20 protein-coding genes are annotated in these 24,898 nt (G+C 72.0%); 11 read left to right on the forward strand and 9 right to left on the reverse strand.

Annotation, left to right across the window (positions count from 1 at the left end):
* Positions 1–101: 101 nt before the first annotated feature.
* Complete coding sequence (locus HNR21_RS15970) at positions 102–854, reverse strand: hypothetical protein (protein WP_182705832.1); 753 nt, start codon at positions 852–854, stop codon at positions 102–104.
* A 142-nt stretch (positions 855–996) separates the two neighbouring features.
* Entirely contained in the window at positions 997–1,563 is a 567-nt protein-coding gene (locus HNR21_RS15975) for a pyridoxamine 5'-phosphate oxidase family protein (RefSeq protein ID WP_182705833.1), read from the reverse strand.
* Between the two features lie 96 nt (positions 1,564–1,659).
* Between HNR21_RS15975 and HNR21_RS15980 the strand changes: the two genes are divergently transcribed.
* Positions 1,660–3,027, forward strand: coding sequence for an FAD-binding oxidoreductase (locus HNR21_RS15980; protein WP_182705834.1), 1,368 nt, complete (start codon positions 1,660–1,662; stop codon positions 3,025–3,027).
* A 53-nt stretch (positions 3,028–3,080) separates the two neighbouring features.
* Positions 3,081–4,343: a class I SAM-dependent methyltransferase gene (locus HNR21_RS15985; protein ID WP_182705835.1), complete on the forward strand. Its 1,263-nt coding sequence runs from the start codon at positions 3,081–3,083 to the stop codon at positions 4,341–4,343.
* Positions 4,344–4,469: 126 nt separating this feature from the next.
* Here HNR21_RS15985 and HNR21_RS15990 read toward each other — a convergent pair whose 3' ends face one another.
* The 3 genes from HNR21_RS15990 to HNR21_RS16000 form a co-directional block, all read right to left on the reverse strand.
* Complete coding sequence (locus tag HNR21_RS15990) at positions 4,470–5,321, reverse strand: hypothetical protein (protein ID WP_182705836.1); 852 nt, start codon at positions 5,319–5,321, stop codon at positions 4,470–4,472.
* A 33-nt stretch (positions 5,322–5,354) separates the two neighbouring features.
* Positions 5,355–6,023: an RNA polymerase sigma factor gene (locus tag HNR21_RS15995; RefSeq protein WP_182705837.1), complete on the reverse strand. Its 669-nt coding sequence runs from the start codon at positions 6,021–6,023 to the stop codon at positions 5,355–5,357.
* 978 nt (positions 6,024–7,001) lie between these two features.
* Positions 7,002–7,421 (reverse strand): CBS domain-containing protein, encoded by a 420-nt coding sequence (locus tag HNR21_RS16000; RefSeq protein WP_182705838.1) that lies wholly within the window; start codon positions 7,419–7,421, stop codon positions 7,002–7,004.
* Between the two features lie 201 nt (positions 7,422–7,622).
* Between HNR21_RS16000 and HNR21_RS16005 the strand changes: the two genes are divergently transcribed.
* Together HNR21_RS16005 and HNR21_RS16010 are read left to right on the forward strand one after the other, a co-directional pair.
* Positions 7,623–8,450 carry a class I SAM-dependent methyltransferase gene (locus HNR21_RS16005; RefSeq protein ID WP_182705839.1) on the forward strand — a complete coding sequence of 276 codons (828 nt, stop codon included), beginning with the start codon at positions 7,623–7,625 and terminating at the stop codon, positions 8,448–8,450.
* Between the two features lie 149 nt (positions 8,451–8,599).
* Positions 8,600–10,153 carry a GMC family oxidoreductase gene (locus tag HNR21_RS16010; RefSeq protein WP_182705840.1) on the forward strand — a complete coding sequence of 518 codons (1,554 nt, stop codon included), beginning with the start codon at positions 8,600–8,602 and terminating at the stop codon, positions 10,151–10,153.
* 3 nt (positions 10,154–10,156) lie between these two features.
* Here the strand turns inward: HNR21_RS16010 and HNR21_RS16015 are convergent, their stop codons facing one another.
* Complete coding sequence (locus HNR21_RS16015) at positions 10,157–11,518, reverse strand: aspartate aminotransferase family protein (RefSeq protein ID WP_182705841.1); 1,362 nt, start codon at positions 11,516–11,518, stop codon at positions 10,157–10,159.
* Between the two features lie 208 nt (positions 11,519–11,726).
* On the opposite strand from HNR21_RS16015, the gene HNR21_RS16020 reads away from it, so the two are divergent.
* Complete coding sequence (locus HNR21_RS16020; protein ID WP_182705842.1) at positions 11,727–12,605, forward strand: alpha/beta fold hydrolase; 879 nt, start codon at positions 11,727–11,729, stop codon at positions 12,603–12,605.
* Positions 12,606–12,682: 77 nt separating this feature from the next.
* On the forward strand, positions 12,683–13,927 hold the full coding sequence (locus HNR21_RS16025) for a cytochrome P450 (protein ID WP_182705843.1): 1,245 nt from the start codon (positions 12,683–12,685) through the stop codon (positions 13,925–13,927).
* A gap of 51 nt (positions 13,928–13,978) precedes the next feature.
* Here HNR21_RS16025 and HNR21_RS16030 read toward each other — a convergent pair whose 3' ends face one another.
* A complete protein-coding gene (locus tag HNR21_RS16030) occupies positions 13,979–14,713 on the reverse strand; it encodes an SDR family oxidoreductase (RefSeq protein ID WP_220500180.1) in 735 nt (244 codons plus the stop codon).
* Positions 14,714–14,827: 114 nt separating this feature from the next.
* Between HNR21_RS16030 and HNR21_RS16035 the strand changes: the two genes are divergently transcribed.
* On the forward strand, positions 14,828–15,694 hold the full coding sequence (locus tag HNR21_RS16035) for a helix-turn-helix transcriptional regulator (protein WP_182705844.1): 867 nt from the start codon (positions 14,828–14,830) through the stop codon (positions 15,692–15,694).
* An 85-nt stretch (positions 15,695–15,779) separates the two neighbouring features.
* Here HNR21_RS16035 and HNR21_RS16040 read toward each other — a convergent pair whose 3' ends face one another.
* A complete protein-coding gene (locus HNR21_RS16040; protein ID WP_182705845.1) occupies positions 15,780–17,324 on the reverse strand; it encodes a long-chain-fatty-acid--CoA ligase in 1,545 nt (514 codons plus the stop codon).
* Between the two features lie 424 nt (positions 17,325–17,748).
* On the opposite strand from HNR21_RS16040, the gene leuS reads away from it, so the two are divergent.
* Positions 17,749–20,256, forward strand: a complete 2,508-nt coding sequence (gene leuS / locus HNR21_RS16045; protein ID WP_182705846.1) for a leucine--tRNA ligase — start codon at positions 17,749–17,751, stop codon at positions 20,254–20,256.
* A 231-nt stretch (positions 20,257–20,487) separates the two neighbouring features.
* Positions 20,488–22,077: an amidohydrolase family protein gene (locus HNR21_RS16050; RefSeq protein WP_220500182.1), complete on the forward strand. Its 1,590-nt coding sequence runs from the start codon at positions 20,488–20,490 to the stop codon at positions 22,075–22,077.
* Positions 22,078–22,396: 319 nt separating this feature from the next.
* On the opposite strand, the gene lexA is transcribed toward HNR21_RS16050, so the two are convergent.
* On the reverse strand, positions 22,397–23,098 hold the full coding sequence (gene lexA / locus HNR21_RS16055; RefSeq protein ID WP_119731722.1) for a transcriptional repressor LexA: 702 nt from the start codon (positions 23,096–23,098) through the stop codon (positions 22,397–22,399).
* Between the two features lie 754 nt (positions 23,099–23,852).
* Here lexA and HNR21_RS16060 point away from each other — a divergent pair.
* Complete coding sequence (locus tag HNR21_RS16060) at positions 23,853–24,152, forward strand: LysM peptidoglycan-binding domain-containing protein (RefSeq protein ID WP_182705847.1); 300 nt, start codon at positions 23,853–23,855, stop codon at positions 24,150–24,152.
* A gap of 195 nt (positions 24,153–24,347) precedes the next feature.
* On the forward strand, positions 24,348–24,821 hold the full coding sequence (gene nrdR, locus HNR21_RS16065) for a transcriptional regulator NrdR (protein WP_182705848.1): 474 nt from the start codon (positions 24,348–24,350) through the stop codon (positions 24,819–24,821).
* The last annotated feature ends 77 nt before the right edge of the window (positions 24,822–24,898 follow it).

Here is a 24,898-nt window from a genome sequence, read left to right on the forward strand (position 1 = left end):
CCGGACGGGTTGCGGCGGCCGTTCCAGCGGACGGTGTCGCCTGCCGGGACGAGCCGCAGGGGCCGGCGGGGCCGCCATGCCTTCTGCGACGGGAGCCCGGGTCATCGTTTCGGGGGCGCCCAGGGGTCGTCGTCGGGCGGCGCTACGGGCTCCTGATACGGGCCGGACGGCGGCGGATGGGCGGGTGAGCGGCCGATCAGGCTCATGTGCTCGCAGGCGAAGGCGTTGCCCAGGCGGCAGTAGCGTTCGATCTCGTCGAAGGCCGCCGCGCGTACCCCGGGATCGGGGTCGTGCAGCGCGACCGTGAGCAGCCTGCGGGGCAACCCGGAGGCGGGACGGCCGTAGGGACGGTCGACGAGCCACAGGATCCGTGCGACCGAGGCCCTGACATGCGCGGCCGGATCGTCGTCCAGCAGGTCCAGCAAGGGCTCGTGGATCGGCGGCGGATAGGCGTACAGGTTCAGCCTGACCAGGCCGAGGGCGGCCGCGGCACGGACGCGGGGATCGGGGTGCCCGAACCGATCCAGGAACAGCCGATGATGATCGGCGTCCCGGGAGATGCTGCCGAGCAGGGGCAGCGCGACCACCAGCGCGGGAGCGGCCGGATCACCGGCGCACATCTCCGCGACCACGACGACCGCCTCGGCGCGCAGCCTCCTCTTGGCCGCCAGATGGGGATCCTCGTGCCGGTGGTGGTGCGACCCGCCGGGAAACGGGAGTGCGCGTCGCAGCGTCTCGAGCGCGGACACGAGATCGCCGTCACCATGACGGCACCGCCGGAGCGCCGCCCGGCACAGGACCAGTCTGTCGCCGTCGTCCATCGCCCCATCGAACAGCCGACCCCGAACGATCATCCGCGTCATGCGGCACGCACGGCCAACCGGAGAGCGGATTGCCGCCCGTCTGCGGGGTCCGCTGGCGGGCGGGGGTGTTGTTCGTCGGCTCGGGCAGGCGAGCGTTCGTAGGAATGCCTTGCGGGGTGGGCGGTGAGCGGGATCAGGAGGCTTCGGTGGTGGGCAGGGGGAGGGCGGGGAGGCCGTCGATGCTGGTGGTGTTCTTCTCGCGGCGGTAGTCGGCGAAGTCGGCGGGGGTCTTGCGGAGCGCCCAGTCCCTGAGGTGGTCGCGGTCGCCGGTGAACTCCATGTAGGGGACGCCGTAGCCGCAGGAGTCGGCGATGCGGTCGAGGGCGATCACGATGACGGAGCGCGGGCCGGGGATGTCGGAGGGGAACAACGCGCTCAGCTCGGGCCAGTCCGGGGCCCCGGGGGTGACGATGCGGCCGGTGCCGTACAGGCGCAGGATCTTCGGGGTGCGCTCGAACGAGCAGAACATCACCGTGATCCGGCCGTTCTCCCGCAGGTGGGCGATGGTCTCCGCGCCCGAGCCGTGCATGTCCAGATACGCCACCGTGCGGTCGTCGACCACGGCGAACGTGTCGCGGTAGCCCTTGGGGGAGACGTTGACGTGCCCGCCCTCCGACGGCGCGGTCGCCACGAAGAACAGCGGCTGGGCCGCGATGAAGGCGCGCAGCCGGTCGTCCAGCCGGTCGTAAAGCTTTCCCATGACGTCCTCCGTGGGCCTTCTGTGACGACCATAACGACTCGGATGTCTGGAGCAGACATGGGATGATCGGTTTACTTGGTCACGGGAAGGGGCGCGATGACAGAGCTGGCGGTCCAGGGCGACCACGACCGGGCGGTCGAGGCACTGCGGAGGTCCTACCGGAGCATCCCACCGGGAACCCCGATACGCCTCGCCAAACGCACCTCCAATCTCTTCCGCTTCCGCGAGCCCACCACCGCGCCGGGCCTGGACGTGTCCGGCTTCCACCGGGTGCTGTCGGTGGACCCCGAGGCGCGCACCGCCGAGGTGCAGGGCATGACCACCTACGAGGACCTGGTCGACGCCACCCTGCCGCACGGGCTGATGCCGCTGGTGGTGCCGCAGCTCAAGACGATCACGCTGGGCGGGGCGGTCACCGGCCTGGGCATCGAGTCGACCTCGTTCCGCAACGGGCTTCCGCACGAGTCGGTGCTGGAGATGCAGGTCATCACCGGGGCCGGCGAGGTGATCACGGCCACCCGCGACAACGAGCACGCCGACCTGTACTGGGGATTCCCCAACTCGTACGGGACGCTCGGCTACACCCTCAAGCTCAAGATCGAGCTGGAGCCGGTCAAGCCGTACGTGCGGCTGCGGCACCTGCGGTTCGAGGACCCGGCCGAGTGCGCCGCCAGGCTCGCCGAGCTGTGCGAGAACCCGGTGCACGAGGACGACCCGGTGGACTTCCTGGACGGCACGGTGTTCGGGCCGCGCGAGGCGTACCTGACGATCGGGACGTACGCCGACACCGCCCCGTACGTGTCGGACTACACCGGCCAGCGGATCTACTACCGCTCCGTCCAGCAGCGGTCGATCGACTTCCTGACCGTCCGCGACTACATCTGGCGCTGGGACACCGACTGGTTCTGGTGCTCGGGCGCGCTCGGTGTGCAGCACCCGGTGATCCGGCGGCTGTGGCCCGACAGCGCCAAGCGGTCCGACGTGTACCGCAGGCTCGTGGCGTACGAGAAGCGGTTCGGCTTCAAGGCCCGGCTCGACCGGTGGACCGGCAAGCCGCCCCGCGAGGACGTCATCCAGGACATCGAGGTCCCGGTCGGCCGGCTGCCGGAATTCCTGGACTTCTTCCACGAGAAGATCGGGATGAGCCCGATCTGGCTGTGCCCGCTGCGGGCGCGCGAACGCTGGCCGCTGTATCCGCTCAATCCCGGCGAAACATATGTCAACGTCGGATTCTGGGGCACCGTTCCGCTGGCCCCCGGGCAGATGCCCGAATACCACAACCGCCTGATCGAACGGAAGGTGGCCGCTCTGGACGGTCACAAGTCGCTGTACTCGACGGCGTTCTATTCGCGTGAGGAGTTCTGGCGGCACTACGACGGGGAAACCTATCGGCGGCTGAAGTCGGCCTACGACCCCGACGCGCGTCTGCTCGATCTCTACGACAAGTGCGTGCGGGGACGCTGACCCGCAACACCGGGGGGTGCGGCCCCGTCCGGGGCCCGGAGAGGAGAGAAGCGATGACGCTGGCGAAGATCTTCGAGCGGCTGGTGGGAGAGGGCGCTCCCGTGGAGCTCACCGCCTACGACGGATCCCGGGCCGGCCTCCTGGACGCCGAACTCAAGGTCCACGTCAGATCCCCGTACGCGATCTCGTACCTGGTGCACTCCCCGGGCGCGCTGGGGCTGGCCCGCGCGTACGTGACGGGGCACCTGGACACCCACGGGGACATGTACACGCTGCTGCGCGAGATGTCGCGGCTGACGGACGCGCTGACGACCGGGGACCGGCTGCGGCTGCTGGCCGCCGTCATGGACGACCCGCTGCTGCGTGCGGCCGTCTCCCGTCGTCTGGACCCGCCGCCGCAGGAGGTCCGCACCGGCCGCACCTCCTGGTTCCGGCACACCAAGCGGCGCGACGCCAAGGCGATCTCGCACCACTACGACGTGTCCAACCGGTTCTACGAGTGGGTGCTGGGCCCGTCGATGGCCTACACCTGCGCCTGTTTCCCGGCCGAGGACTCGACGCTGGAGGAGGCGCAGTTCCACAAGTTCGACCTGGTCGCCAAGAAGCTCGGGCTGCGGCCCGGGATGCGGCTGCTGGACGTGGGCTGCGGCTGGGGCGGCATGGTGATGCACGCCGCCCGGCACTACGGCGTGCGGGCCCTCGGCGTCACCCTGTCCAAGCAGCAGGCCGAGTGGGCGCAGAAGGCGATCGCCGAGGCCGGGCTGTCGGACCTGGCCGAGGTCCGCCACCTGGACTACCGGGACGTGACCGAGGGCGACTTCGACGCGGTCAGCTCCATCGGCCTGACCGAGCACATCGGCAAGGCCAACCTGCCGTCGTACTTCTCGTTCCTGTACGGCAAGCTCAAGCCGGGCGGCCGGCTGCTCAACCACTGCATCACCCGGTACGACAACGCCCAGCCGGCCATCCGCAAGGGCGGCTTCATCAACCGGTACGTCTTCCCCGACGGCGAGCTGGAGGGCCCCGGCTACATCCAGTCCCAGATGAACGACGCCGGCTTCGAGATCCGCCACCAGGAGAACCTGCGCGAGCACTACGCCCGCACCCTGGCGGGCTGGTGCCGCAACCTCGACGACCACTGGGACGAGGCGGTCGCCGAGGTCGGCGAGGGCACCGCCCGCGTCTGGCGTCTCTACATGGCCGGCTGCCGTCTGGGCTTCGAACGCAACTGGATCCAGCTCCACCAGATCCTCGGCGTCAAGCTCACCGACGACGGCGACGCCGGGATGCCGCTGCGCCCCGACTGGGGGGTCTGACCCGTCACCCGGCTCCGGCCCCGTCCGCACGGGGCCGGAGCCGTCTCATGCATGCCCGGCGCCGCGCCCGCACGGGAACCGGGGCCTGTGGAGTGTCTGCGAGAAGGACGGGACGAGGTTCGGCTGTCAGAGGCCGGGCGGGTCTTCGGTGTCCTCGATGTAAGGCTCGTTCTTCCCGGTCTTCTGGGGTTTCCCGGTCTTCTCGGGCTTCTCGGCCTTCTGCGGGTGGGGCGGCTGCTGGGCCGGCATCCCGGGGGTCGACGGGGAGGGGAGGCCGACGGTGGGGGAGGGGCCACGGCTCGGGGCGTTCCCGGGGTCCTTGGACGGGGACCCGGTGGCCGGGGGCGTGGTGCGGGTCGCGGCCTTGAGGGTGCTCTTGCAGAACGCGGCGATCCGGTCGGGGCCGCCGGCCCGGGCGGTGAGCGGGGCGAAGCGGGGGTCGCGGGCCGCCGCCCGCGGGTCGGTCCCGGCGGCGTCGATGTAGGCGCGGCACAGCCGCACCGTCTGCGGCTCGGGGGAGACCGTGGGCGCCGGGGCGGAGGGGTCCGGCAGGCCGCGGCCGTTCTGCGAGCCCTTGGACGCGGACGGGGAGACGGTCGCGGTGGGCGTCGCGGAGTCGCCGTCGCCGATCAGCGGGATGTCATGGGCGACCGCCGCCCAGCCGATGCCCACCGTGGCGGTGAACAGTGCGACGCCGATCTTCACCGACAGCAGGGAGCGCACCGTGATCCGGCGGCGGCTCGCCCTGGTGGAGTTCCGGGCGGCGGCCGCCTCGCGGAACGCCCGCACGGCGGCCTCCTCACCGGCCGGGTCGGCCGGCTCGCCGGGGGCGGCGGCCGCGAGCAGCAGCCGGCGCAGCGGGTCGTCGGACCCGTCCCGGCCGGGACCGGCCTGCGGGCCGCCGCGCGCGCATGCCGCCACGGCGTCGAGCAACTGCTCGGCGCCCTCGCGGTCGATCCGACGGCCGTGTGCGTTCATCTCGTTCCTTCTGCGTTCCGGGCCCTGTCCGCGTCACACCTTCCGCGTCCGCGCGTCGCTGCGCTCACCTCCGCCCTTCCGTTCCAGGTTCTCGGCCAGCCGGCGCAGCCCCCGGTAGGCGGCGGTGCGCACGCTCCCGGCCCGTTTGCCCAGCACCCGGCCCGCCTCCTTGGCGTCCAGCCCGATCACCACCCGCAGCAGCACCGCCTCGGCCTGGTCCTGCGGCAGCCGGGCGATCAGCGCGACGGCCTCCTCGGTGGACAGCCGTTCCAGCGCGGCGCTCTCGGTGTCCTGCGCGCTGACCGGCTCGGGCAGGTCCTCCACCGGCAGGCTCACCCCGGGCCGCCGGCCGGCCCTGCGCAGGTGGTCGATCGCGCGGTTGCGGGCGATCCGGGTGGTCCAGCCGCGGAACCGGTCGTAGTCGCCGCGGAACGACCCCAGGTCCCGGGCGATCTGCAGCCACGCGTCCGAGGCGACGTCGTCGGCGTCCGCCCCGACCAGCGCCCGCAGATAGCGCAGCAGCCGCGGATGCACGTCCCGGTAGACGGCACGGAACGCCAGTTCGTCTCCCTTGAGCGCCGCCTGCAGGGCCTCCTCGAGCGCCTCGGCCTCGACCGCCGTCCCGGACCGCGGTGCTCCGGAGGTCGCCGGGTGTCCTCGTGAAGGCTCGGCCACAGGGAAGCGGTCCCGCGCGCCGTCCATGCCGTAGATGATGCAGGCTGCGGTGGAGCGTGGGGTAATCATTCGATCGATCCGTCCCGCACTCCGCCCCTTTCATAACATTCTGTGTGGATTTGTGACCGCGAGAGTAACGAACATCGGTCCCGCGACGCTGTTACTGCGTGGCCTCGCAGACTTCCCTCCCCGAGGACTCCCCGCGTCCTCCCGCCGTCGAGCCCTCGCCCGCTCCGCGGGGCGCCGACGACCACCACCCCCGTTATGCCGCGCCCCACCCTTCCACCACCCGGCCCTCGTCCGCGACCGCACGGCCCGGCGTCCCTCACCCGGGCGGCGCCCACCTGGCCGTCGAGCACCTCATGGACACGTCGTCCCTGCGCGCCCGGCGCTCCGAGGCCGTGCAGCCCACCCCGGCCGATCGGCGATCCGGGAAGCAGACTGCGAACGGGTCGCGGCCCGGGGGGCGTGGAAGGAGAAGGGGCGGCCGGCATGCGCGACCGGAAGGAACGGGGACCGGACGGGGGTTCGGCGGCACCGGGTGGCGGCGGGCCGGCATGGGGCTCGGGGTGGCGCTGGCGGGCTACCTCGTTGCGGTGGGGGTGGGCGTGGTCTCGGGCGCCGAGGCGCCGCTGACACCGTGGCGAGGGGACGGCTCAGGGCAGGGAACGCCCCCGCCCCAGAGCGTTCCGCCGTTGAAGGAACTGGACGGTCCGGACGAGACGCCGAACGATCAGGTGGGGGTCTCGCCCACCGTGCGGGAACGCAACGCCCGGCGGGCGCAGGCGGAACCGCGGGTCTCCACCGCCGCCCCCACGTCCCCGAGACCGTCCGAGAGCCGTGAGCGTCCCCGCCGCCCGCCGAGGACGGGCACCCCGGACCCGAGCCCGACCGACGACCGGAACCTGCCGTGGCCGTGGCCGCGCCCGCCCCAGAGCTGAAAAGGCCGGGCCGGGACGCGCGCGCCGGCGGCGCGGGGTCCCGGCCCGTATCGGATGCGGAGGATCAGTGGCGGGTGTAGACCTTCTCCACGAACTTGGCGATCTGCTCGTCGGACAGCTTCTGGCCCAGGTCCGCCTCGCTGATCATGCCGACCAGCCGCTTGTTCTCCATCACCGGGATGCGCTTGATCTGGTGGGTGGACATCTCGTCGATCACCTGCTCGACGTCGGCGTCGGCGTCGACCCAGCGCGGGGTGCCCTGGGCGAGGTCACCGGCGGTGACCTTGGACGGGTCGCGGCCGGCCGCGACGCACTTCACCACGATGTCCCGGTCGGTGATGATGCCGTGCAGCCTGTCGTCGTCGCCGCAGATCGGCAGGGCGCCGACGTCCAGTTCGCGCATCATCTGCGCCGCGCGGTCGAGCGTCTCGTGGATGGGGATGCACTCCACCCCCGCATGCATCACTTCGCGTGCCTTGGTCATCGGTGAAAACCCCCCTGGGTCGGTACTCGCGGCGAGCATTCCCGACGAAGGGTGCATAACGCCCACTTTGGGATATTTGTGGCGATTTGCTTGCCGGTCGATGGGCCGGTCCGGGGCGCCGTGACCGGCGCGCGCGGCCCGGGCGTTCGCCGAGAACGATTGTCGTCGCCGGCGGTCGGGGCGGCGTGTCATGCTGCGATCATGACGACCCCCCAGGACATGAAGGCGGCCATCGCCGGGATCTTCGACCGCTCCGCGGCCAGCTACGAGCGGACCGGGCCGGAGTTCTTCGCCCCGATGGGCCGTGAGCTGGCGCGGCGGGCGGCCCCCCGGAAGGGCGAACGGGTCCTGGACGTCGGCTGCGGCCGCGGGCACTGCCTGTTCCCGCTGGCGGAGGCGGTCGGCCCGGAGGGCGAGGTGCTCGGCCTGGACCTGGCCCCCGGGATGGTCGAGGCCACCGCCGCCGAGGCCCGCGCCCGCGGCCTGGACCAGGTGACGGTGCGGATCGGCGACGCCGCCGACCCCGGGGTCGAGCCCGGCTCGTTCGACCTGGTCACCGCCGGGTTCGTGATCTTCTTCCTGCCCGACCCGGCCGCCGGGGTCGCCGCCTGGGCCCGCGCGCTGCGCGCCGGCGGCAGGCTGGCGATCAGCACGTTCGCCGCCCAGGGCGTGCACGAGCGGGTGATGAAGGCGATCGGGCCGTTCGTGCCGAAGGAGGAGGGCGGCGGGCCCAAGCGCCCGGTCGAGATGTTCCGTTCCGCCGAGGCCGTCACCGCGGTGCTCGGCGAGGGCGGATTCACCGACGTCGAGCACCGCAACGTCACGTTCGAGACCAGGTTCACCGGCCCGGACCAGTGGTGGGAGTGGATCGGCTCGCACGGCGGGCGCGGAACGCTCGAACGGCTCCCCGAGGACCGCGTCGAGGACGCCCGCGCCGCCGCCTACGAGGTGATGGAGACGGCGCGCACCCCGGACGGCGCGCTCGTGCTCCACACCGAGGCGAGGTTCACCACCGCCCGCCTCGGCTAGCCCGCGGCCGTCCCCGGGCCGCGCACGCCGGAGGAGGGGCCGCCATCACGTTCTCGGCCGGTCCATGGACGCCGTCGCTCCCCGGTGATAAGCCCGAGCCATGCAGGGGTCGTTCCACCCCTGAAACGGCCCTTGGCGGGAGGAGCCTCATGGAGTTCGACTACGTCATCGTCGGGGCCGGGTCGGCCGGGTGCGTGCTGGCGGGCAGGCTGTCGGAGGACCCGGGCGTCACGGTCGCGCTGCTGGAGGCCGGCGGGCCGGACAAGAAGCGGGAGGTCAAGGTCCCCGCGGCGTTCGCCAAGCTGTTCAAGACCGAATGCGACTGGAACTACTCCACCGTCGCCCAGCCCGAGCTGGCCGGGCGCGAGCTGTACTGGCCGCGCGGCCGGATGCTGGGCGGCTCCTCGTCGATGAACGCGATGATGTGGGTGCGCGGCACCCGCGCCGACTACGACGGCTGGAACGTCCCCGGCTGGTCGTACGACGAGGTCCTGCCGTACTTCAAGAAGGCCGAGCGGCGCGAGGGCGGCGACCGCGGCGGCGTCTACGGCACCGGCGGGCCGCTGTGGATCTCCGAGCAGCGCAGCCCCAACGCCTCGACCCTGGCGTTCCTGGAGGCGTGCCAGGCCCAGGGCATCGAGCGGCTCCCGGAGCCGAACGGCGACACCAACGAGGGCTGCGCGCAGACCCCCGTCAGCCAGCGCCGGGGACAGCGGTGGAGCACCGCCGACGGATACCTGCGGCCCGCCCGCAAGCGCGCCAACCTGACCGTCCTCACCGGCGCCCACGCCCGGCGGATCGTCATCGAGAACGGGCGCGCCACCGCCGTCGAGTACGGCGACACCCGCGTCACGGCCCGCCGCGAGGTCGTCCTGTCCGCCGGGGCCGTCGGCTCCCCGCACCTGCTGATGCTGTCGGGCGTCGGCGACCCCGACCACCTGCGGGACGTGGGCGTCGAGCCCGTGCACGAACTGCCCGCGGTCGGCGAGCACCTGGCCGACCACCTGGCGACGGCCGTCACCCGGCACTGCCCCGAGCCGATCACCCTGGCCACCGCCGAGACCCTGCCCAACCTGGCCCGCTACCTGCTGACCCGGCGCGGCCCGTTCACCTCGAACGTGGGGGAGGCGGTGGCGTTCCTGCGCAGCGGCGACGACCAGCCCGCCCCCGACCTGGAGCTGATCTTCGCCCCCGTCCCGTTCATCGAGCACGGGCTCCGGCCGCCGGCCGGGCACGGCGTGACCATCGGGGTGGTGCTGCTGCGCCCCGAGAGCACCGGCCGCATCCGGCTCGCCTCGCCCGACCCGGCCGCGCCCCCGGTGATCGACCCCCGTTACCTGTCGGCCGACGGGGACCTGCCGCGGATCATGCACGGGCTCCGCAAGGCCGAGGAACTGCTGGCCACCGCTCCCCTCAAGCAGTACGCGGCGGGCTGCATGGACCCCTACCCGGAGGGCGCCGAGGACGACGAGGTGCTGGCCAAATACGTCCGCGAGCACGCCGAGACCCTCTACCACCCGGCCGGGACGTGCCGGATGGGCACCGGCGACGACAGCGTGGTGGACCCCGAGCTGAGGGTCCGGGGCATCGAGGGCCTGCGGGTCGCCGACGCCTCGGTCATGCCGTCCCTCAACCGGGGCCACACCAACGCGCCCGCGATCATGATCGGCGAGAAGGCCGCCGACCTGATCCGGTCCGCCTGAGCCTCAGAGCCGGTTCGAGGCCTCGGTCAGCACCGACCGCAGGATCTGCTCGATCTCGTCGAAGTGCGACTGGTCGCAGATCAGCGGCGGGGCCAGCTGCACCACCGGGTCGCCGCGGTCGTCGGCCCGGCAGTACAGCCCGGCCTCGAACAGGGCCCTGTCGACGAAGCCGCGCAGCAGCCGCTCGGCCTCCTCGGCGGTGAAGGTCTCCTTGGTGGCCTTGTCCTTGACCAGCTCGATCCCGTAGAAGTAGCCCTCGCCGCGCACGTCCCCGACGATCGGCAGGTCCAGCAGCCTCTCCAGGGTCGCGCGGAAGGCGTCCGCGTTGCGCCGGACGTGCCCGAGCAGGTCCTCGCGCTCGAACACGTCCAGGTTGGCCAGCGCCACCGCCGCCGACACCGGATGCCCGCCGAAGGTGTAGCCGTGCGAGAACATCCGGGTGCCCTCGCGGAACGGCTCGAACAGGTGGTCGGCGACCAGCATCCCGCCCAGCGGGGAGTAGCCGGAGGTGACGCCCTTGGCGAAGGTGATGATGTCGGGCCGGTAGCCGTAGCGCTCGGCGCCGAACATGGTGCCCAGCCGCCCGAACGCGCAGATCACCTCGTCGGACACCAGCAGCACGTCGTGCCGGTCGCAGATCTGGCGGACCCGCTCGAAGTAGCCGGGCGGCGGCGGGAAGCAGCCGCCGGCGTTCTGCACCGGCTCCAGGAACACCGCCGCCACCGTGTCGGGTCCCTCGAACTCGATGGCCTCCTCGATGCGGTCGGCGGCCCAGCGGCCGAACGCCTCGGGGTCGTCGCCGTGCAGCGGGGCGCGGTAGAGGTTGGTGTTGGGCACCCGGAACGTGCTGGGCACCAGCGGCTCGAACGGGGCCTTCAGACCGGGCAGCCCGGTCAGCGACAGCGCCCCGTGGGTGGTGCCGTGGTAGGCGATGGCCCGGGTGATCACCTTGTGCTTGGTGGGCCTGCCGGTGAGCTTGAAGTACTGCTTGGCCAGCTTCCAGGCGCTCTCGACGGCCTCGCCGCCGCCGGTGGTGAGGAAGACCCGGTTCAGGTCGCCGGGGGCCAGCGCGGCCAGCCGTTCGGCCAGCTCGACGGCCTTGGGGTGGGCGTACGACCAGACCGGGAAGAACGCCAGCTCGGCGGCCTGCTTGGCGGCGGCCTCGGCGAGTTCGGCGCGGCCGTGCCCGACCTGGCTGACGAACAGCCCGGCCAGCCCGTCCAGGTAGCGGCGGCCGCGGTCGTCGTAGACATAGGCGCCCTCGCCGCGCACGATCACGGGGACCTCGCCGCCGTTCTCGAACGTCGAGTGCCGGGTGAAGTGCATCCACAGGTGGTCGCGGGCGGCGTTCTGCAGGTCCGTCATTACTGGTCCCTCGTGCTGGGAGTGCGATCTGCTCGCTTTGTGCAAGCGATCCAGTTGCCCGGATCGTATCTGACAACTGATTCATTTGCCATTGCTGGATTCTGGCACGATATCCGCAGAGTTGGGTTGCGGCCGGGTTACCGATCCCTACCGAACGCCGCTCGGTCGGCGTACCGTCGGCTCCGGCGATCACCGGCGGGAGGCGAGCGTGCACACCATCACCGCGAACGGCCTGGAGTTCGGGTACCTGGCCGAGGGGCCGCCGGACGGCCCGCTGGCGCTGTGCCTGCACGGGTTCCCCGACTCCGCGCACACCTGGCGGCACCTGCTGCCGGAGCTGGCCGCGGCCGGATACCGCGCGGTCGCCCCGTTCATGCGCGGGTACGCCCCGACCTCGGTGCCGGAGGACGGGGCGTACCAGACCGGGGCGCTCGGGGCGGACGCGAACGCCCTGCACGAGGCGCTCGGCGGCGGTCCGGACGCGGTGCTGATCGGGCACGACTGGGGCGCCGCCGCCACCTACGCCGCCCTGGCCCAGCAGCCGGACCGCTGGCGGCGGGCGGTGACGCTGGCGCTGCCCCCGATCCCCGTGGTGGCGGCCGGGTTCCTGTCCTACGAGCAGCTCAGGCGGTCGTTCTACATCTTCGTGTTCCAGACTCCGCTGGCCGAGATGGCGCTCAACCGGGCGTTCGTGGAGGGCCTGTGGCGGGACTGGTCGCCCGGGTACGACGCGGCCGAGGACGTGCGGCACGTGATGGACTGCCTGGCCACCCCCGCCAACATCGCCGCCGTGGTGGGCTACTACCGCGCCATGCTGGACCCCTCCCGGCACGTTCCGGCCTACGAGGCCGCGCAGGCGGCGGCCGACAAGGCGGACAAGGCGGACAAGGCGGGGCGGCCGCCCGTCCTCTACCTGCACGGGGTGGACGACGGCTGCCTGAGCGTCGAGACCGCCGGGGGCGCGACCGGGCCGCTGGAGCACCTTCCGCCCGGATCGCGCGTGGAGCTGGTCGAGGGCGCGGGACACTTCCTGCACCTGGAACGGCCCGGCGAGGTCAACGCGCACGTCCTGGGGTGGCTGACCTGACCGGAAGGGCTGGTGCGCAGCGCTTTACTTTGGCACACTTCGTGTAAACCGAACTGGGTTCTAGTGGGGGTCCCCGCGTGATCAAGGCAGCCGACATCGACCTCACCAGCTGGGAGTTCTGGGAGCGTCCCCTGGAGTGGCGGGCCGAGGCGTTCCGCACCCTGCGGTTCGAGCCCGGCCTGCCGCACTACGACGAGCCCGTCACGTTCATGGAACCCGGACCCGGCTACTACGCGCTGACCCGGCACGCCGACGTGATCGAGGCCTCCCGCCGGCCGCAGGACTTCTGCTCCGGACGCGGCGCGATCAGCATCCCGGACATGCCGGACGACCTGAACGAGTACTTCGGCTCGCTGATCAACATGGACGACCCCCGGCACGCCAAGATCCGCCGGGTGGTCTCCCGGGCGTTCTCCCCGCGGATGATCCAGCGGTTCGAGGACCACGTGGAGGAGGTCGCCGCGCGGATCGTCGGCCGCGTCCGCGACGGCGGGGGCACCGGCGAGTTCGTCTCCGACGTGGCCGCCCGGCTCCCGCTCACCATCATCTGCGAGCTGATGGGCATCCCCGACGAGCACTACCAGACGGTGCTCGACTGCACCAACGTCATCCTGGCCGGGGGCGACCCGGAGTTCGTGGACATCGAGGACTTCGAGGCCGTCGCCACCGGCCTGCTGACCGCCGGGCAGACCCTCAAGGACATCGTCGAGGACCTCGGCCGGCAGCGCCGCGCCACGCCCACCGACGACCTGACCTCGGCGCTGGTGAACGCCAACATCGACGGCGAGTCGCTGACCGACCAGGAACTGGGCTCGTTCTTCATCCTGCTGGTGGTGGCGGGCAACGAGACCACCCGCAACGCCATCGCGCACGGCCTGAACCTGTTCACCCGCCACCCCGACCAGCGGGCGCTGCTCACCGAGGACTTCGAGGGCCGCATCGCCGGGGCGGTCGAGGAGATCGTCCGCTACACCTCCCCGGTCATCTGGATGCGGCGCACCGCCACCCGCGACACCACCCTGAACGAGCACGAGATCAAGGCCGGCGACAAGCTGCTGCTGTACTACTGGTCGGCCAACCGCGACGAGTCGGTCTTCACCGACCCCGAGAAGTTCGACATCCTCCGCTCGCCCAACCCGCACGTCGGCTTCGGCGGCCCCGGCCCGCACTTCTGCCTGGGCGCCCACCTGGCCCGCCGGGAGATCACCGTGATGTTCCGCGAGCTGTTCAAGCAGGTCCCGGACATCCGCGCGGCCGGCGAGCCGGACCGGCTGCTGTCCAACTTCATCAACGGCATCAAGCGCCTGCCGTACGAGATCTGACCGTCTCCCGGTGGGGGCGTGCCCCCCGTGCACGCCCCCACCGGGAGACGGTCACCAGGGGATGATTGTGCCCGGCTCGGGATCGTCCATGAAGCAGCCGCCGGTCGGGCCGTCATCGGGCAGGACCGCCAGCCGCGCGACCTCCGCTGCCCCGGCCTCGGCGGTGCGCGGGCCGGTGTGCGCGTTCAGGTCCGTCGCGCAGTAGCCGGGGTCGACCGCGTTCACCTTGATCGGCGTGTCCGCCAGTTCCTTGGCGTAGCAGACGGTCAACGCGTTCACCGCCGACTTGGAGGTGTTGTAGGCCAGCAGGTTGAACGCGTAGTGCGCGTACGACGGGTCCGACATCAGGCCGAGCGAGCCCAGGTCGCTGGACACGTTCACGATCCGCGCGGCGGCCGAGCGGCGCAGCAGCGGCAGCATCGCGTTCGTCACCGCCACCATGCCGAACACGTTCGTCGCGAACGTCTCCCGCAGCACCGACAACGGAGTCCCGCTCGGCGGCGCCATGTCGATCATGATCCCGGCATTGTTGACCAGGACGTCCAGCCGGCCGAACTCGCCGTCGATCCACGCGGCGGCCTTGGCCGCCGACTCCTCGTCGGAGACGTCGATCCGCACGAACCGCGCGTCGGCGCCCTCCTCGCGCAGCCCGGCCGCGGCCCGCTCGCCGCGCTCGGGGTCGCGCGCACCCACCAGCACCGTGACGCCGCCGGCGCCCAGCCGCCGCGCGGTCTCCAGCCCGATTCCCTTGTTGGCCCCGGTGACCAGGGCGATCGTCATGCTCATGACGCCCACTGAACGCGGCGGCGCGCGCCGCCACCAGAGACCGCCGGAGGCTGGGACCGGCGATACCACCCTGGGGCGTACCGGCCGGTGCCCGCGGCCCGCATCCTGGAGGGCATGGACAGGCGGGAACTGGCGGACTTCCTCCGCTCGCGGCGCGCCCGGATCAGGCCCGAGGACGTGGGACTGGAGGCCGGGACACGGCGGCGCACACCGGGACTGCGGCGTGAGGAGGTGGCCCGCCTGGCGGGCATGTCCGTGGACTACTACATCCGGCTGGAGCAGGCCCGCGGCCCCCGCCCGTCCCGGCAGATCCTCGGCTCCCTGGCCCGCGCGCTGCGGCTGACCGACGCCGAACGCGACCACCTGCACCACCTGGCGGGCGAGCCGCCGCAGCCCAGGCCCGGACCGCCGCAGGACGTGCCCGCCGGCATCCTGCACCTGCTGGACCGGCTCGACGACACCCCGGCGTTCGTGATGGACGCCAAGTACGACGTCCTCGCCTGGAACGCGATGGCCGCCGCCCTGCTGCCCGGCCTGTCCCGGCTGCCGCCGCGCGACCGCAACCCGCTGCGCTCGTTCTTCCTGTCACCGCAGTCGAGCCGGCTCACCGCCGACGGGGAGTACGGGTCGTTCGCCCGCACCAGCGTCGCCGACCTGCGCGCCGCCGCCGGCCGCTACCCCGACGACCCGGGGGTCACCGGGCTGGTGAACGAACTGCTGGAGGGCAGCGAGCTGTTCGCGCGGCTGTGGGCCGAACGCGAGGTCGCGGTGCGGCAGAGCGAGGTCAAGGTGGTGCGGCACCCGGTCGTGGGGCCGATCGAGCTGCACTGCGACGTGCTGCTCGTCCCCGACCGCGACCAGCGCGTCGTGCTCTACACGGCGGCGCCCGGGACCCCGGCGTACGAGGCGCTCAGGCTGCTGCGCGTGGTGGGCACCCAGGACCTCACCGCCGGCGCCGCGGTGGGGGAGCAGGGCGACTAGCCGTCCGCGCCGGGAGAACGGGACCGGGCGGCGGCCGAGGCCGCCGCCCGGGTTCACGACCGTCCGCGCCTGCGGCGGGCGGGGACTAGCGGAGCTCGCGCTTGAGGATCTTGCCGGTGGCGGTCATCGGCAGCTCGTCGCGGAACTCCACGATCCGCGGGTACTTGTAGTTGGCGAACTGCTGCTTGCCCCACTCCACCAGTTCCTGCTCGGTCACGGTGGCCCCGGGCTTGCGGATGACGTACGCCTTGATCTCCTCGCCGTGGGACTCGTGCGGCACGCCCACCACCGCGGCCAGCGAGACGTCGGGGTGGGTCATCAGGACCTCCTCGATCTCGCGCGGGTACACGTTGTAGCCGCCGCGGATGATCATGTCCTTGGACCGGTCGATGATGTAGTAGTAGCCGTCCTCGTCCCGGCGGGCGATGTCGCCGGTGCGGAACCAGCCGTCGCGGATCGCCTCGGCGGTGGCCTCGGGGCGCTTGTAGTAGCCCTTCATCACGTTCGGGCCGCGCACCGCGATCTCGCCGGGGCCCTCGCCCTCGATGGTCTTCCAGTCGTCGTCGACGAGCCTCATCTCCACGCCCCAGACCGGCAGGCCGATCGAGCCCGGCTTGGTGGGCCGGTCGGGACGGTTGAACGAGCACACCGGGGAGGTCTCCGACAGGCCGTAGCCCTCCAGGATGTCGACGCCGAACTTCTCCTTGATCCCCTTGAGGACCTCCATCGGCAGCGACGCCCCGCCGGACACCGCCACCCGCAGGTTCTCGCGGATCGCGGCGATGTCCTCGGGGGAGGTGTCGTCGGTCAGCAGCGACCACCACATGGTCGGCACGCCGGCGAACTGGTTGACCTTCTCCTTGACCATCAGCTCGATGGCCGCCTTGGGCTCGAAGCGCGGCACCAGCACCAGCGTGGCCCGCCGGTAGAACCCGACGTTCATCACGCACGTCTGCCCGAAGATGTGGAACAGCGGCAGCGTCACCATGAAGGTGTCGTGCAGCGTTCGCTCGAACAGAGTGTCGGCCACCATGATGTTGGTCAGCAGGTTGCTGTGCGTCAGCTCGGCGCCCTTGGGCTGGCCGGTGGTGCCGCTGGTGTAGAGCACCACGGCGGTGTCCTCGGGCCGGGTGACCACCGACTCGAACGTGTTCGGCTGGCCCTGCAGCGCCGCCCAGAACAGCTCGGCGCCCTCGAACGGCGACTCGGTGACGTCCAGCCCGGCCGGCAGCAGGAAGAAGTGTTCGCAGCCGGCCGCCTCCTGGAAGCCGGCCCACCCCGTCTCGCCCAGGGGCAGCTCGGGGGTGCCCTGGAAGCAGAAGAACGCCCTGGCCTCGGAGTCGTTCAGGTGGTAGGCGATCTCGCGCGGCTTGAGCAGCACGTTCAGCGGGACCACCACGGCGCCGGCCTTGAGCGCCCCGAAGTACACCATCGGGAAGTACGGCAGGTTGGGCGAGGAGAGCGCGATCTTGTCCCCCGGCTTGATGCCCCGCGAGACCAGCAGGTTCGCCACCTGGTTGGCCACGGCGTCGACGAACGCGTACGACAGCCGCATCTCGCCGAAGACCACGGCCTCCCGGTCCGGGGTCTCCCGCGCGGCGTCCTCGAGAAGGATGGAGAGGTTGAGCATGGTACTCCTCGCGAGATGGCCGCCATGTGCGTGCGCTCACACGGCGATTGGTGGGGAACATCCTGGCCTACCAGGCGATATCGACGCTACCCGCAAGTAATCCCTTATGGGTGACCCGGGTCACCTCCCGGTCCGCCCTTGTGCGCGGCGCCCCGCGCGCCCCGCGCGGGGCGCGACGGCGGCACAACCGGGGCCGCCGCGGACGCCCCTCGGGCGACCCTTGGGCGTCCCGCTTGCCGCTGCGCTACCCTTGTTGATATGCGAGCGCGCCTGCTTCTCGGCCCGCCGCGCTGACCTTCCGAGTCTGCGCGGCGACCCCTCCTGTGCGAGGGGTCTTGTCATGTAAGAGGCCCGGCCGGCGACGATTCCCAGGCAGTCTGTACGACCCTCGTACGTCCGTATCTGAAGACCGGAGTTGGTGAACGTGAGCACCGACGAGAGCACCCGCGACGCGTCGGGGGGCGGGGTCACGGCCCCCGACTCCTACGACCCGCGGGCGGTGCAGGACAAGTGGCAGGCCCGCTGGGCGGAGATGGACCCGTACCGCGCCGAGGAGTCGGCCGACGACCCCCGCGAGCGGCGCTATGCGCTCGACATGTTCCCCTACCCCTCCGGCGACCTGCACATGGGGCACGCCGAGGCGTTCGCCATCGGCGACGTGCCGGCCCGCTACTGGTTCCAGCGCGGCTACAACGTGCTGCACCCGATCGGCTGGGACTCCTTCGGCCTGCCCGCCGAGAACGCCGCCATCAAGCGCAACGAGCACCCGGCGACGTGGACGTACGCCAACATCGAGACCCAGGCGGCCTCGTTCCACCGCTACGCCCCGTCGTTCGACTGGTCGCGGCGGCTGCACACCTCCGACCCCGAGTACTACAAGTGGACGCAGTGGCTGTTCCTGCGCTTCTACGAGCGGGGTCTGGCCTACCGTAAGGGCGGCCAGGTCAACTGGTGCCCCAACGACCAGACCGTGCTGGCCAACGAGCAGGTCGTCGGCGGGCACTGCGAGCGCTGCGGCGCCTTGGTCGAGCGGCGCGTGCTGACCCAGTGGTACTTCCGCATCACCGAGTACGCCGACCGGCTGCTGGACGACATGCGGCAGCTGGAGGGCAAGTGGCCGGACCGGGTGCTGCTGATGCAGCGCAACTGGATCGGCCGGTCCACCGGCGCCGACGTGCAGTTCACCATCGAGGGGCGCGACGAGCCGGTCACCGTCTTCACCACCCGGCCCGACACCCTGTACGGGGCGACGTTCTTCGTGGTCGCCGCGGACGCGCCGCTGGCCGCCGAGATCTGCGCGCCCGAGCAGCGCGCCGAGTTCGAGGCCTACCGCGAGCAGGTCTCCCGTGAGAGCGAGATCGACCGGCTGTCCACCGAGCGCGAGAAGACCGGCGTCTTCCTGGGCCGGTACGCGGTCAACCCGCTGAACGGCGAGCGCATCCCGGTGTGGGCCTCGGACTACGTGCTGGCCGAGTACGGGCACGGCGCGATCATGGCGGTGCCCGCGCACGACCAGCGCGACCTGGACTTCGCCCGCAGGTTCGGGCTGCCGGTGCGGGTCGTGGTCGACACCGGCGAGGCGGACCCGGCCGAGACCGGCGTCGCCACCGTCGGCGACGGCCGCCTGGTCAACTCCGGCCCGCTGGACGGGCTGAGCAAGGCCGACGCCATCGCCAGGGCCATCGAGATCCTGGAGGCCAAGGGCCTGGGGAAGGCCTCGGTCAACTACCGGCTGCGCGACTGGCTGGTGTCCCGGCAGCGGTTCTGGGGCTGCCCGATCCCGATCGTGCACTGCGAGTCCTGCGGCGAGGTCCCCGTCCCCGACGAGGACCTGCCGGTGCGGCTGCCCGACCTGCGCGGCGCCGACCTGGCGCCCAAGGGCACCTCGCCGCTGGCCGCCGCCGAGGACTGGGTCAACACCTCCTGCCCCAAGTGCGGCGGCGCCGCCAAGCGCGACTCCGACACCATGGACACCTTCGTCGACTCGTCCTGGTACTACTTCCGGTACTGCTCGCCGGGCTACACCGACGGGCCGTTCGACGTCGAGCAGGTCCGCAAGTGGATGCCGGTCGACCAGTACACCGGCGGCGTCGAGCACGCCATCCTGCACCTGCTGTACAGCCGGTTCTTCACCAAGGTGCTGTACGACATGGGGATGATCGACTTCACCGAGCCGTTCACCCGGCTGCTGAACCAGGGCCAGGTGATCCTGAACGGCAAGGCGATGTCCAAGTCCACCGGCAACCTGGTCGACCTGGGCGACCAGATCGCCGAGTTCGGCGTGGACGTGGTGCGGCTGGCGATGCTGTTCTCCGGGCCGCCCGAGGACGACATCGACTGGGCCGACGTGTCCCCGCACGGGATGAGCAAGTTCCTGGCCCGGGTGCACCGCATCGCCGCCGAGACCGCCGCCCCGGTCGGCGCGGACCCGGCGACCGGTGACACGGCCCTGCGCCGGGTCACCCACCGGGTCATCGACGAGGCCACCGCCATGGTCGAGGCGCAGCGCTTCAACGTCGCCATCGCCCGGATCATGGAACTGGTCTCGGCCACCCGCAAGGCCATCGACTCCGGCCCCGGCGCCGCCGACCCGGCCGTGCGGGAGGCCGCCGAGACCATCGCGATCCTGCTGTCGCTGTTCGCCCCCTACACCGCCGAGGAGGCGTGGGAGGCGCTGGGCCGCCAGGCCCCGGTGATCCGCGCGGGCTGGCCGTCGGCCGACCCGTCCCTGCTGGTGGAGGACCGGGTCACCTGCGTGGTCCAGGTCGCCGGCAAGGTCCGCGACCGGCTGGAGGTGTCCCCGGGCATCGCGGCCGACGAGCTGGAACGGCTGGCGCTGGCCTCCGACAAGGTGCAGGCGGCGCTGGGCGGCGCGGGCGTCCGCAAGGTCATCGTCCGCGCCCCCAAGATCGTCAACATCGTCCCGGCCTGACCGGGGCGAGTCCGCGGGCCCGCCGTGCGGCACGGCGGGCCCGCGGGCGTCACGGGCCGACCGGCCGTGCCGGACGGGCGTTCTCCCGGCCGGAGGACGCCGCTCCGGCCCCCCGGCGCGGGGCTCGGTGGCCGTGGCGGCCAACGCCGAGGACGATCATTGTCCCCGGCGGCCATGGGGTGAACGGTGTGAGCGGGGTCACCATCGCGGCATAAGCCTGCGGAGGTGAGCATGCCCGTTCCCCGCTCGATGGCGGCCCGGCTCGGGGCCGCGTTGCTCCTGCTGTTCTCCCTCGTCGTCGCGGCCGAGGTCGCCGCGCCCCGGCCGTCCGCCGCACAGGGCGGCCCCGGGGCGGTGCGCGGGTTCCTCGACGCGCACAGCCATCTGCACTCCCACGAGTCGTTCGGCGGGATGCTGCTGTGCGGCAAGCCGTTCGATCCGGACGGCATCGAGGACGCCCTGCGGGACTGCATCGACCATCACCCGAACGGCGCGCTGGCGTTCTTCGAGAACTTCCTGAAGAACGGTTCGCCGATCGGCACCCACGACCCCCGGGGCTGGCCCACGTTCAAGGACTGGCCCGCCTGGAACTCCCTGACCCACCAGACCGCCTACCACGAGTGGGTCGAACGGGCGTGGCGCGGCGGCCAGCGCATCCTGGTCAACCACATGGTCGCCAACCGGCAGATCTGCGACGTGTACCCGCTCAAGCGCACCTCCTGCGACGAGATGGCCGGCATCCGGCTGCAGGTGCGCCGCGCCAACGAACTCCAGGCCCATATCGACTCGCTGCACGGCGGCCCCGGAAAGGGCTGGCTGCGGATCGTCCGCTCCCCCGAGGAGGCCCGCCAGGTGATCGCGCAGGGCAAGCTCGCGATGGTGCTCGGCGTGGAGACCTCCGAACCGTTCGGCTGCCGCGTCGTGAACGGCGTTCCCGGATGCACGAAGGCCGACATCGACCGGGGCCTTGACGAAATGCACTCGCTCGGCGTGCGCAGCATGTTCCTGTGCCACAAGTTCGACAACGCCCTGTGCGGCGTGCGCTTCGACGGAGGCACCCAGGGACTCATCATCAACGCCGGCAACAAGATCGGCACCGGCAGGTTCTGGCAGGCCGAGACCTGCACCACCGCCGAGCACGACAACACCGTCGCCGGCGGCACCCTCCCCAAGGAACTGAGCTGGATCGACCCCGGCGGCGCCTTCCCCCTCTATCCGCCCGCGCCGCACTGCAACAAACTGGGGCTGACCGCACTGGGCGAGCACATGGTCCGCGGCATGATGCGGCGCGACATGTGGATCGAGATCGACCACATGAGCGTGCGCGCGGCCTCCCGCACCCTCGACATCCTCGAACAGGCCGGTTATCCCCGGGTCATCTCCTCCCACAGCTGGACCGACCGCAACTTCTACCCGCGCATTTACCGCCTGGGCGGCATGGTCGCGTCCTACGGCCATTCCTCGGAGAAATTCGTGCAGGACTGGCGCGGCGCCAAGGCCGTCCGCGACCCGTCCCGCCTGTTCGGCTACGGCTACGGCATGGACGCCAACGGCCTGGGCCCCCTCCCGGCCCCGCGCGCGAACAACTCGGCCAACCCCGTCCGCTACCCGTTCCAGAGCCATGACGGCAGCGTGACGCTGGACCGCCTGCGCACCGGCGAACGCACCTGGGACGTCAACGTGGACGGCGTCGCCAACTACGGCCTGGTCCCCGACTGGATCGAGGACATGCGCGTCATCGCCGGGCCCGAGATCGTCAACGACCTGGCCTGGGCCGCCGAGGCCTACCTGAGGGCCTGGGAGTCCCCGCCCGCCCCGTGATCCTCGACCCGCCCGTCCCCGCGGGCGGGACGCCTCCCGACCACCACACGCCCGCCATGCCCCGCCACCGCCGTGGGGCACGGCGGGCGTGTGGTGCTGTGCGCTCCTGCGGGACCTGCCCCGGCGTGTCTCGGCACCGCCGGACGGGCGGTCTGCGTTCGCGAACGGGCCACGGTCGGTCAAGGCAGGCGGCGGTCTCGGCGCGGGCCGTGCCTGGCCTGCGCTCGCGGGGAACGGCCGCGGCCGTCATGGGTCCGGTCGGCGCGTTCCCCGGAGGCAGGGTGAGGCTCCGCCGCGCGGGCAGCCGGGCGGGCGCGGGTCAGACCTTGCGGAGGACGGCGACCACGCGGCCCAGGACGGAGGCCTCGTCGCCGGGGATGGGGTCGTAGGCGGCGTTCTGCGGCATCAGCCAGACGTGGCCGTCCTTGCGCTTGAAGGTCTTGACGGTGGCCTCGCCGTCGATCATGGCGGCGACGATGTCGCCGTTCTCGGCGACCGGCTGCTGGCGGACGACCACCCAGTCGCCGTCGGCGATGGCGGCGTCGATCATCGAGTCGCCGGAGACCTTGAGCAGGAAGTGGGTGCCCTCGCCGACCAGTTGCCGGGGCAGGGCGAACACGTCCTCGACGGTCTCCTCGGCCAGGATCGGGCCGCCGGCGGCGATCCGGCCGACCAGCGGGACCAGGGCGGGGGCGGGGACCGACTCCTGGCCGGCCGAGCCCTCGAAGGACTGCGGGGCGGCGCCCTCGGAGCGGACCGGCACCGAGCCGGGCATCCGGACCTCCACGGCGCGCGGGCGGTTGGGATCGCGCCGCAGGAAGCCCTTGCGCTGCAGGGTCCGCAACTGGTGGGACACGCTGGAGGTGCTGGTCAGCCCGACGGCCTCGCCGATCTCCCGCATCGAGGGGGGATAGCCGCGCCGCTGCACCGAGTCCCGGATCACCTCGAGCACCATCCGCTGGCGCGGGGTGAGACCGCTCTCGTCCATCGGCCCGTCGGGCATCTCCCGGACCTTGCTCATCGCTCTGACCGCCTCCTGGGCGCCGGGCGTGACCGCCTGCCGGCACGCCACCCGTACGGGATCCTCGCTCCTGGCAGGCACGTTAGCGCGGATCCCGCTGATGATCAAACAATTGTTCGAAGAAACCCGGCGTGTTCCCCTCGCCTCCTCCGGCACCCTGCGATAGAAATCGTACATCCGTTCGATCGAACTGACATTCGAATCCCTCGATCGGAGGCCACGCATGGCGAGCCTGCCCCGGACCCCGCCCACCAGCCGCCCGATTCGCACCCGCAAGCACCTCACCCTCATCCCCGGCGGACGCACCGCCCCCGAGACCCCGGCCGCCTCCCGCCGCCCCGCAAGCCCTCCCGCGCCCCGCACCCGCCCGCACGACACGACACCGGAACGCCCCAGGAGGGTCGACGGCCCTGGGCGTGCCGCGGGCTCTCCCGGCCGGGATGCCTCCAGGCGTGAGGCGAGACCGGACCGCCGGACGGACGCGGGCCCTGGGCGCGAGGCGGCGCGAGAACACCGCGTGGGCGTCCCTGGAAAGGACGGCCTGCGACGTGATGCGGCGTCGGAACGCGGTGCGGGCGCATCTGGTCGCGGCCTCACCAGGGGTGAGACAGCGGCGGGCCGCCGGGTGGATGTGCCGGGGAGCGGTGGCCCCGGGTGCGAGGTCGCGGCGGGCATGCCCGGGCGGCGTGCTTCCGGTGCGGCTGCCGGGCGTTCGGGCGAGATCCGGGCCCGGGGAGCCGAGAGGCGGCGGACGGTGTCGGACGAGCCGCCGGTGCGGCTCACCCGGCGGGGGAAGGTCGTGGTGAGCCTCGGCGTGGCGGGGCTGATGGCGGGGGCGTTCTGGCTCGGGATGGCGAGCGGGGCCCGGAGCGACGCGGCGCCGCGGCAGGACGCGTGGGTGGTCGTGGAGTCCGGGGACACGTTGTGGACCATCGCCAGCCGGGCGCGGCCGGGGCGCGACCCGCACGCGACCGTGCGGCGGATCATCGAGGCCAACGATCTGGGCGATGCGGCGGTGCGGCCGGGGCAGGCGCTGCGGATACCGGCCGGGTGACCGGACGCGGAAGGCGACACGCCGAGACGGGGCCGGTGCGCCCCATGTGACAAGGCTCTACGGGCGAGGCGATCGTTCCGGCTTGCACTGGCCTCTGACGGCCCCTACGGTTGACCACAACATCTAGTAGTTACACCGATGTGATTTTCCACAGGTTGTGGTCTTGTGGCGGTCTGTCAGGGGAGGTCGAGAGACGTGCACTGCCCGTTCTGCCGGCACCCCGACAGCCGGGTGATCGACAGCCGTTCCACCGAGGACGGCGCGGCGATCCGGCGCCGCCGCTCCTGCCCCCAGTGCGGCAGGCGGTTCACGACGCAGGAGACCGTACTGCTGATGGTGGCCAAGCGCAGCGGGGTCACCGAGCCGTTCTCCCGAGACAAGATCATCGCCGGGGTCCGGCGCGCCTGCCAGGGCCGCCCGGTCGATGAGGACGCGCTGGCCAAGCTGGGGCACCGGGTGGAGGAGGCGATCCGGGCCACCGGGGTCGCCGAGATCGCCTCCCATGAGGTGGGCCTGGCCATCCTCGGGCCGCTCCGCGAGCTCGACGAGGTCGCCTACCTGCGATTCGCCTCCGTCTACCGGGGGTTCGAGTCGCTGGAGGACTTCGAAAGGGAGATCCGATCGCTGCGCGCCGCCGCCGAGTCGGCCCGGGCGCAGCGCGACGACTGAAAACATCCCGGCCGGTGGACGATCCGGCCGCGGGGCATCGTTGTTCCTGTTACAGGGCCGGAAACGGTCCCGAAGGG

This window comes from Thermomonospora cellulosilytica, from assembly GCF_014138835.1.
In the GTDB taxonomy this organism is placed as follows: domain Bacteria; phylum Actinomycetota; class Actinomycetes; order Streptosporangiales; family Streptosporangiaceae; genus Thermomonospora; species Thermomonospora amylolytica.

What these genes read in the sequence shown, in the direction of transcription:
- HNR21_RS15970 (WP_182705832.1), bottom strand. Translation starts at nt 854, where the DNA reads ATGATCGTTCGGGGTCGGCTGTTCGATGGGGCGATGGACGACGGCGAC.
- HNR21_RS15975 (WP_182705833.1), bottom strand. Translation starts at nt 1,563, where the DNA reads ATGGGAAAGCTTTACGACCGGCTGGACGACCGGCTGCGCGCCTTCATC.
- HNR21_RS15980 (WP_182705834.1), top strand. Translation starts at nt 1,660, where the DNA reads ATGACAGAGCTGGCGGTCCAGGGCGACCACGACCGGGCGGTCGAGGCA.
- HNR21_RS15985 (WP_182705835.1), top strand. Translation starts at nt 3,081, where the DNA reads ATGACGCTGGCGAAGATCTTCGAGCGGCTGGTGGGAGAGGGCGCTCCC.
- HNR21_RS15990 (WP_182705836.1), bottom strand. Translation starts at nt 5,321, where the DNA reads ATGAACGCACACGGCCGTCGGATCGACCGCGAGGGCGCCGAGCAGTTG.
- HNR21_RS15995 (WP_182705837.1), bottom strand. Translation starts at nt 6,023, where the DNA reads ATGGACGGCGCGCGGGACCGCTTCCCTGTGGCCGAGCCTTCACGAGGA.
- HNR21_RS16000 (WP_182705838.1), bottom strand. Translation starts at nt 7,421, where the DNA reads ATGACCAAGGCACGCGAAGTGATGCATGCGGGGGTGGAGTGCATCCCC.
- HNR21_RS16005 (WP_182705839.1), top strand. Translation starts at nt 7,623, where the DNA reads ATGACGACCCCCCAGGACATGAAGGCGGCCATCGCCGGGATCTTCGAC.
- HNR21_RS16010 (WP_182705840.1), top strand. Translation starts at nt 8,600, where the DNA reads ATGGAGTTCGACTACGTCATCGTCGGGGCCGGGTCGGCCGGGTGCGTG.
- HNR21_RS16015 (WP_182705841.1), bottom strand. Translation starts at nt 11,518, where the DNA reads ATGACGGACCTGCAGAACGCCGCCCGCGACCACCTGTGGATGCACTTC.
- HNR21_RS16030 (WP_220500180.1), bottom strand. Translation starts at nt 14,713, where the DNA reads ATGAGCATGACGATCGCCCTGGTCACCGGGGCCAACAAGGGAATCGGG.
- HNR21_RS16035 (WP_182705844.1), top strand. Translation starts at nt 14,828, where the DNA reads ATGGACAGGCGGGAACTGGCGGACTTCCTCCGCTCGCGGCGCGCCCGG.
- HNR21_RS16040 (WP_182705845.1), bottom strand. Translation starts at nt 17,324, where the DNA reads ATGCTCAACCTCTCCATCCTTCTCGAGGACGCCGCGCGGGAGACCCCG.
- HNR21_RS16050 (WP_220500182.1), top strand. Translation starts at nt 20,488, where the DNA reads ATGCCCGTTCCCCGCTCGATGGCGGCCCGGCTCGGGGCCGCGTTGCTC.
- lexA (WP_119731722.1), bottom strand. Translation starts at nt 23,098, where the DNA reads ATGAGCAAGGTCCGGGAGATGCCCGACGGGCCGATGGACGAGAGCGGT.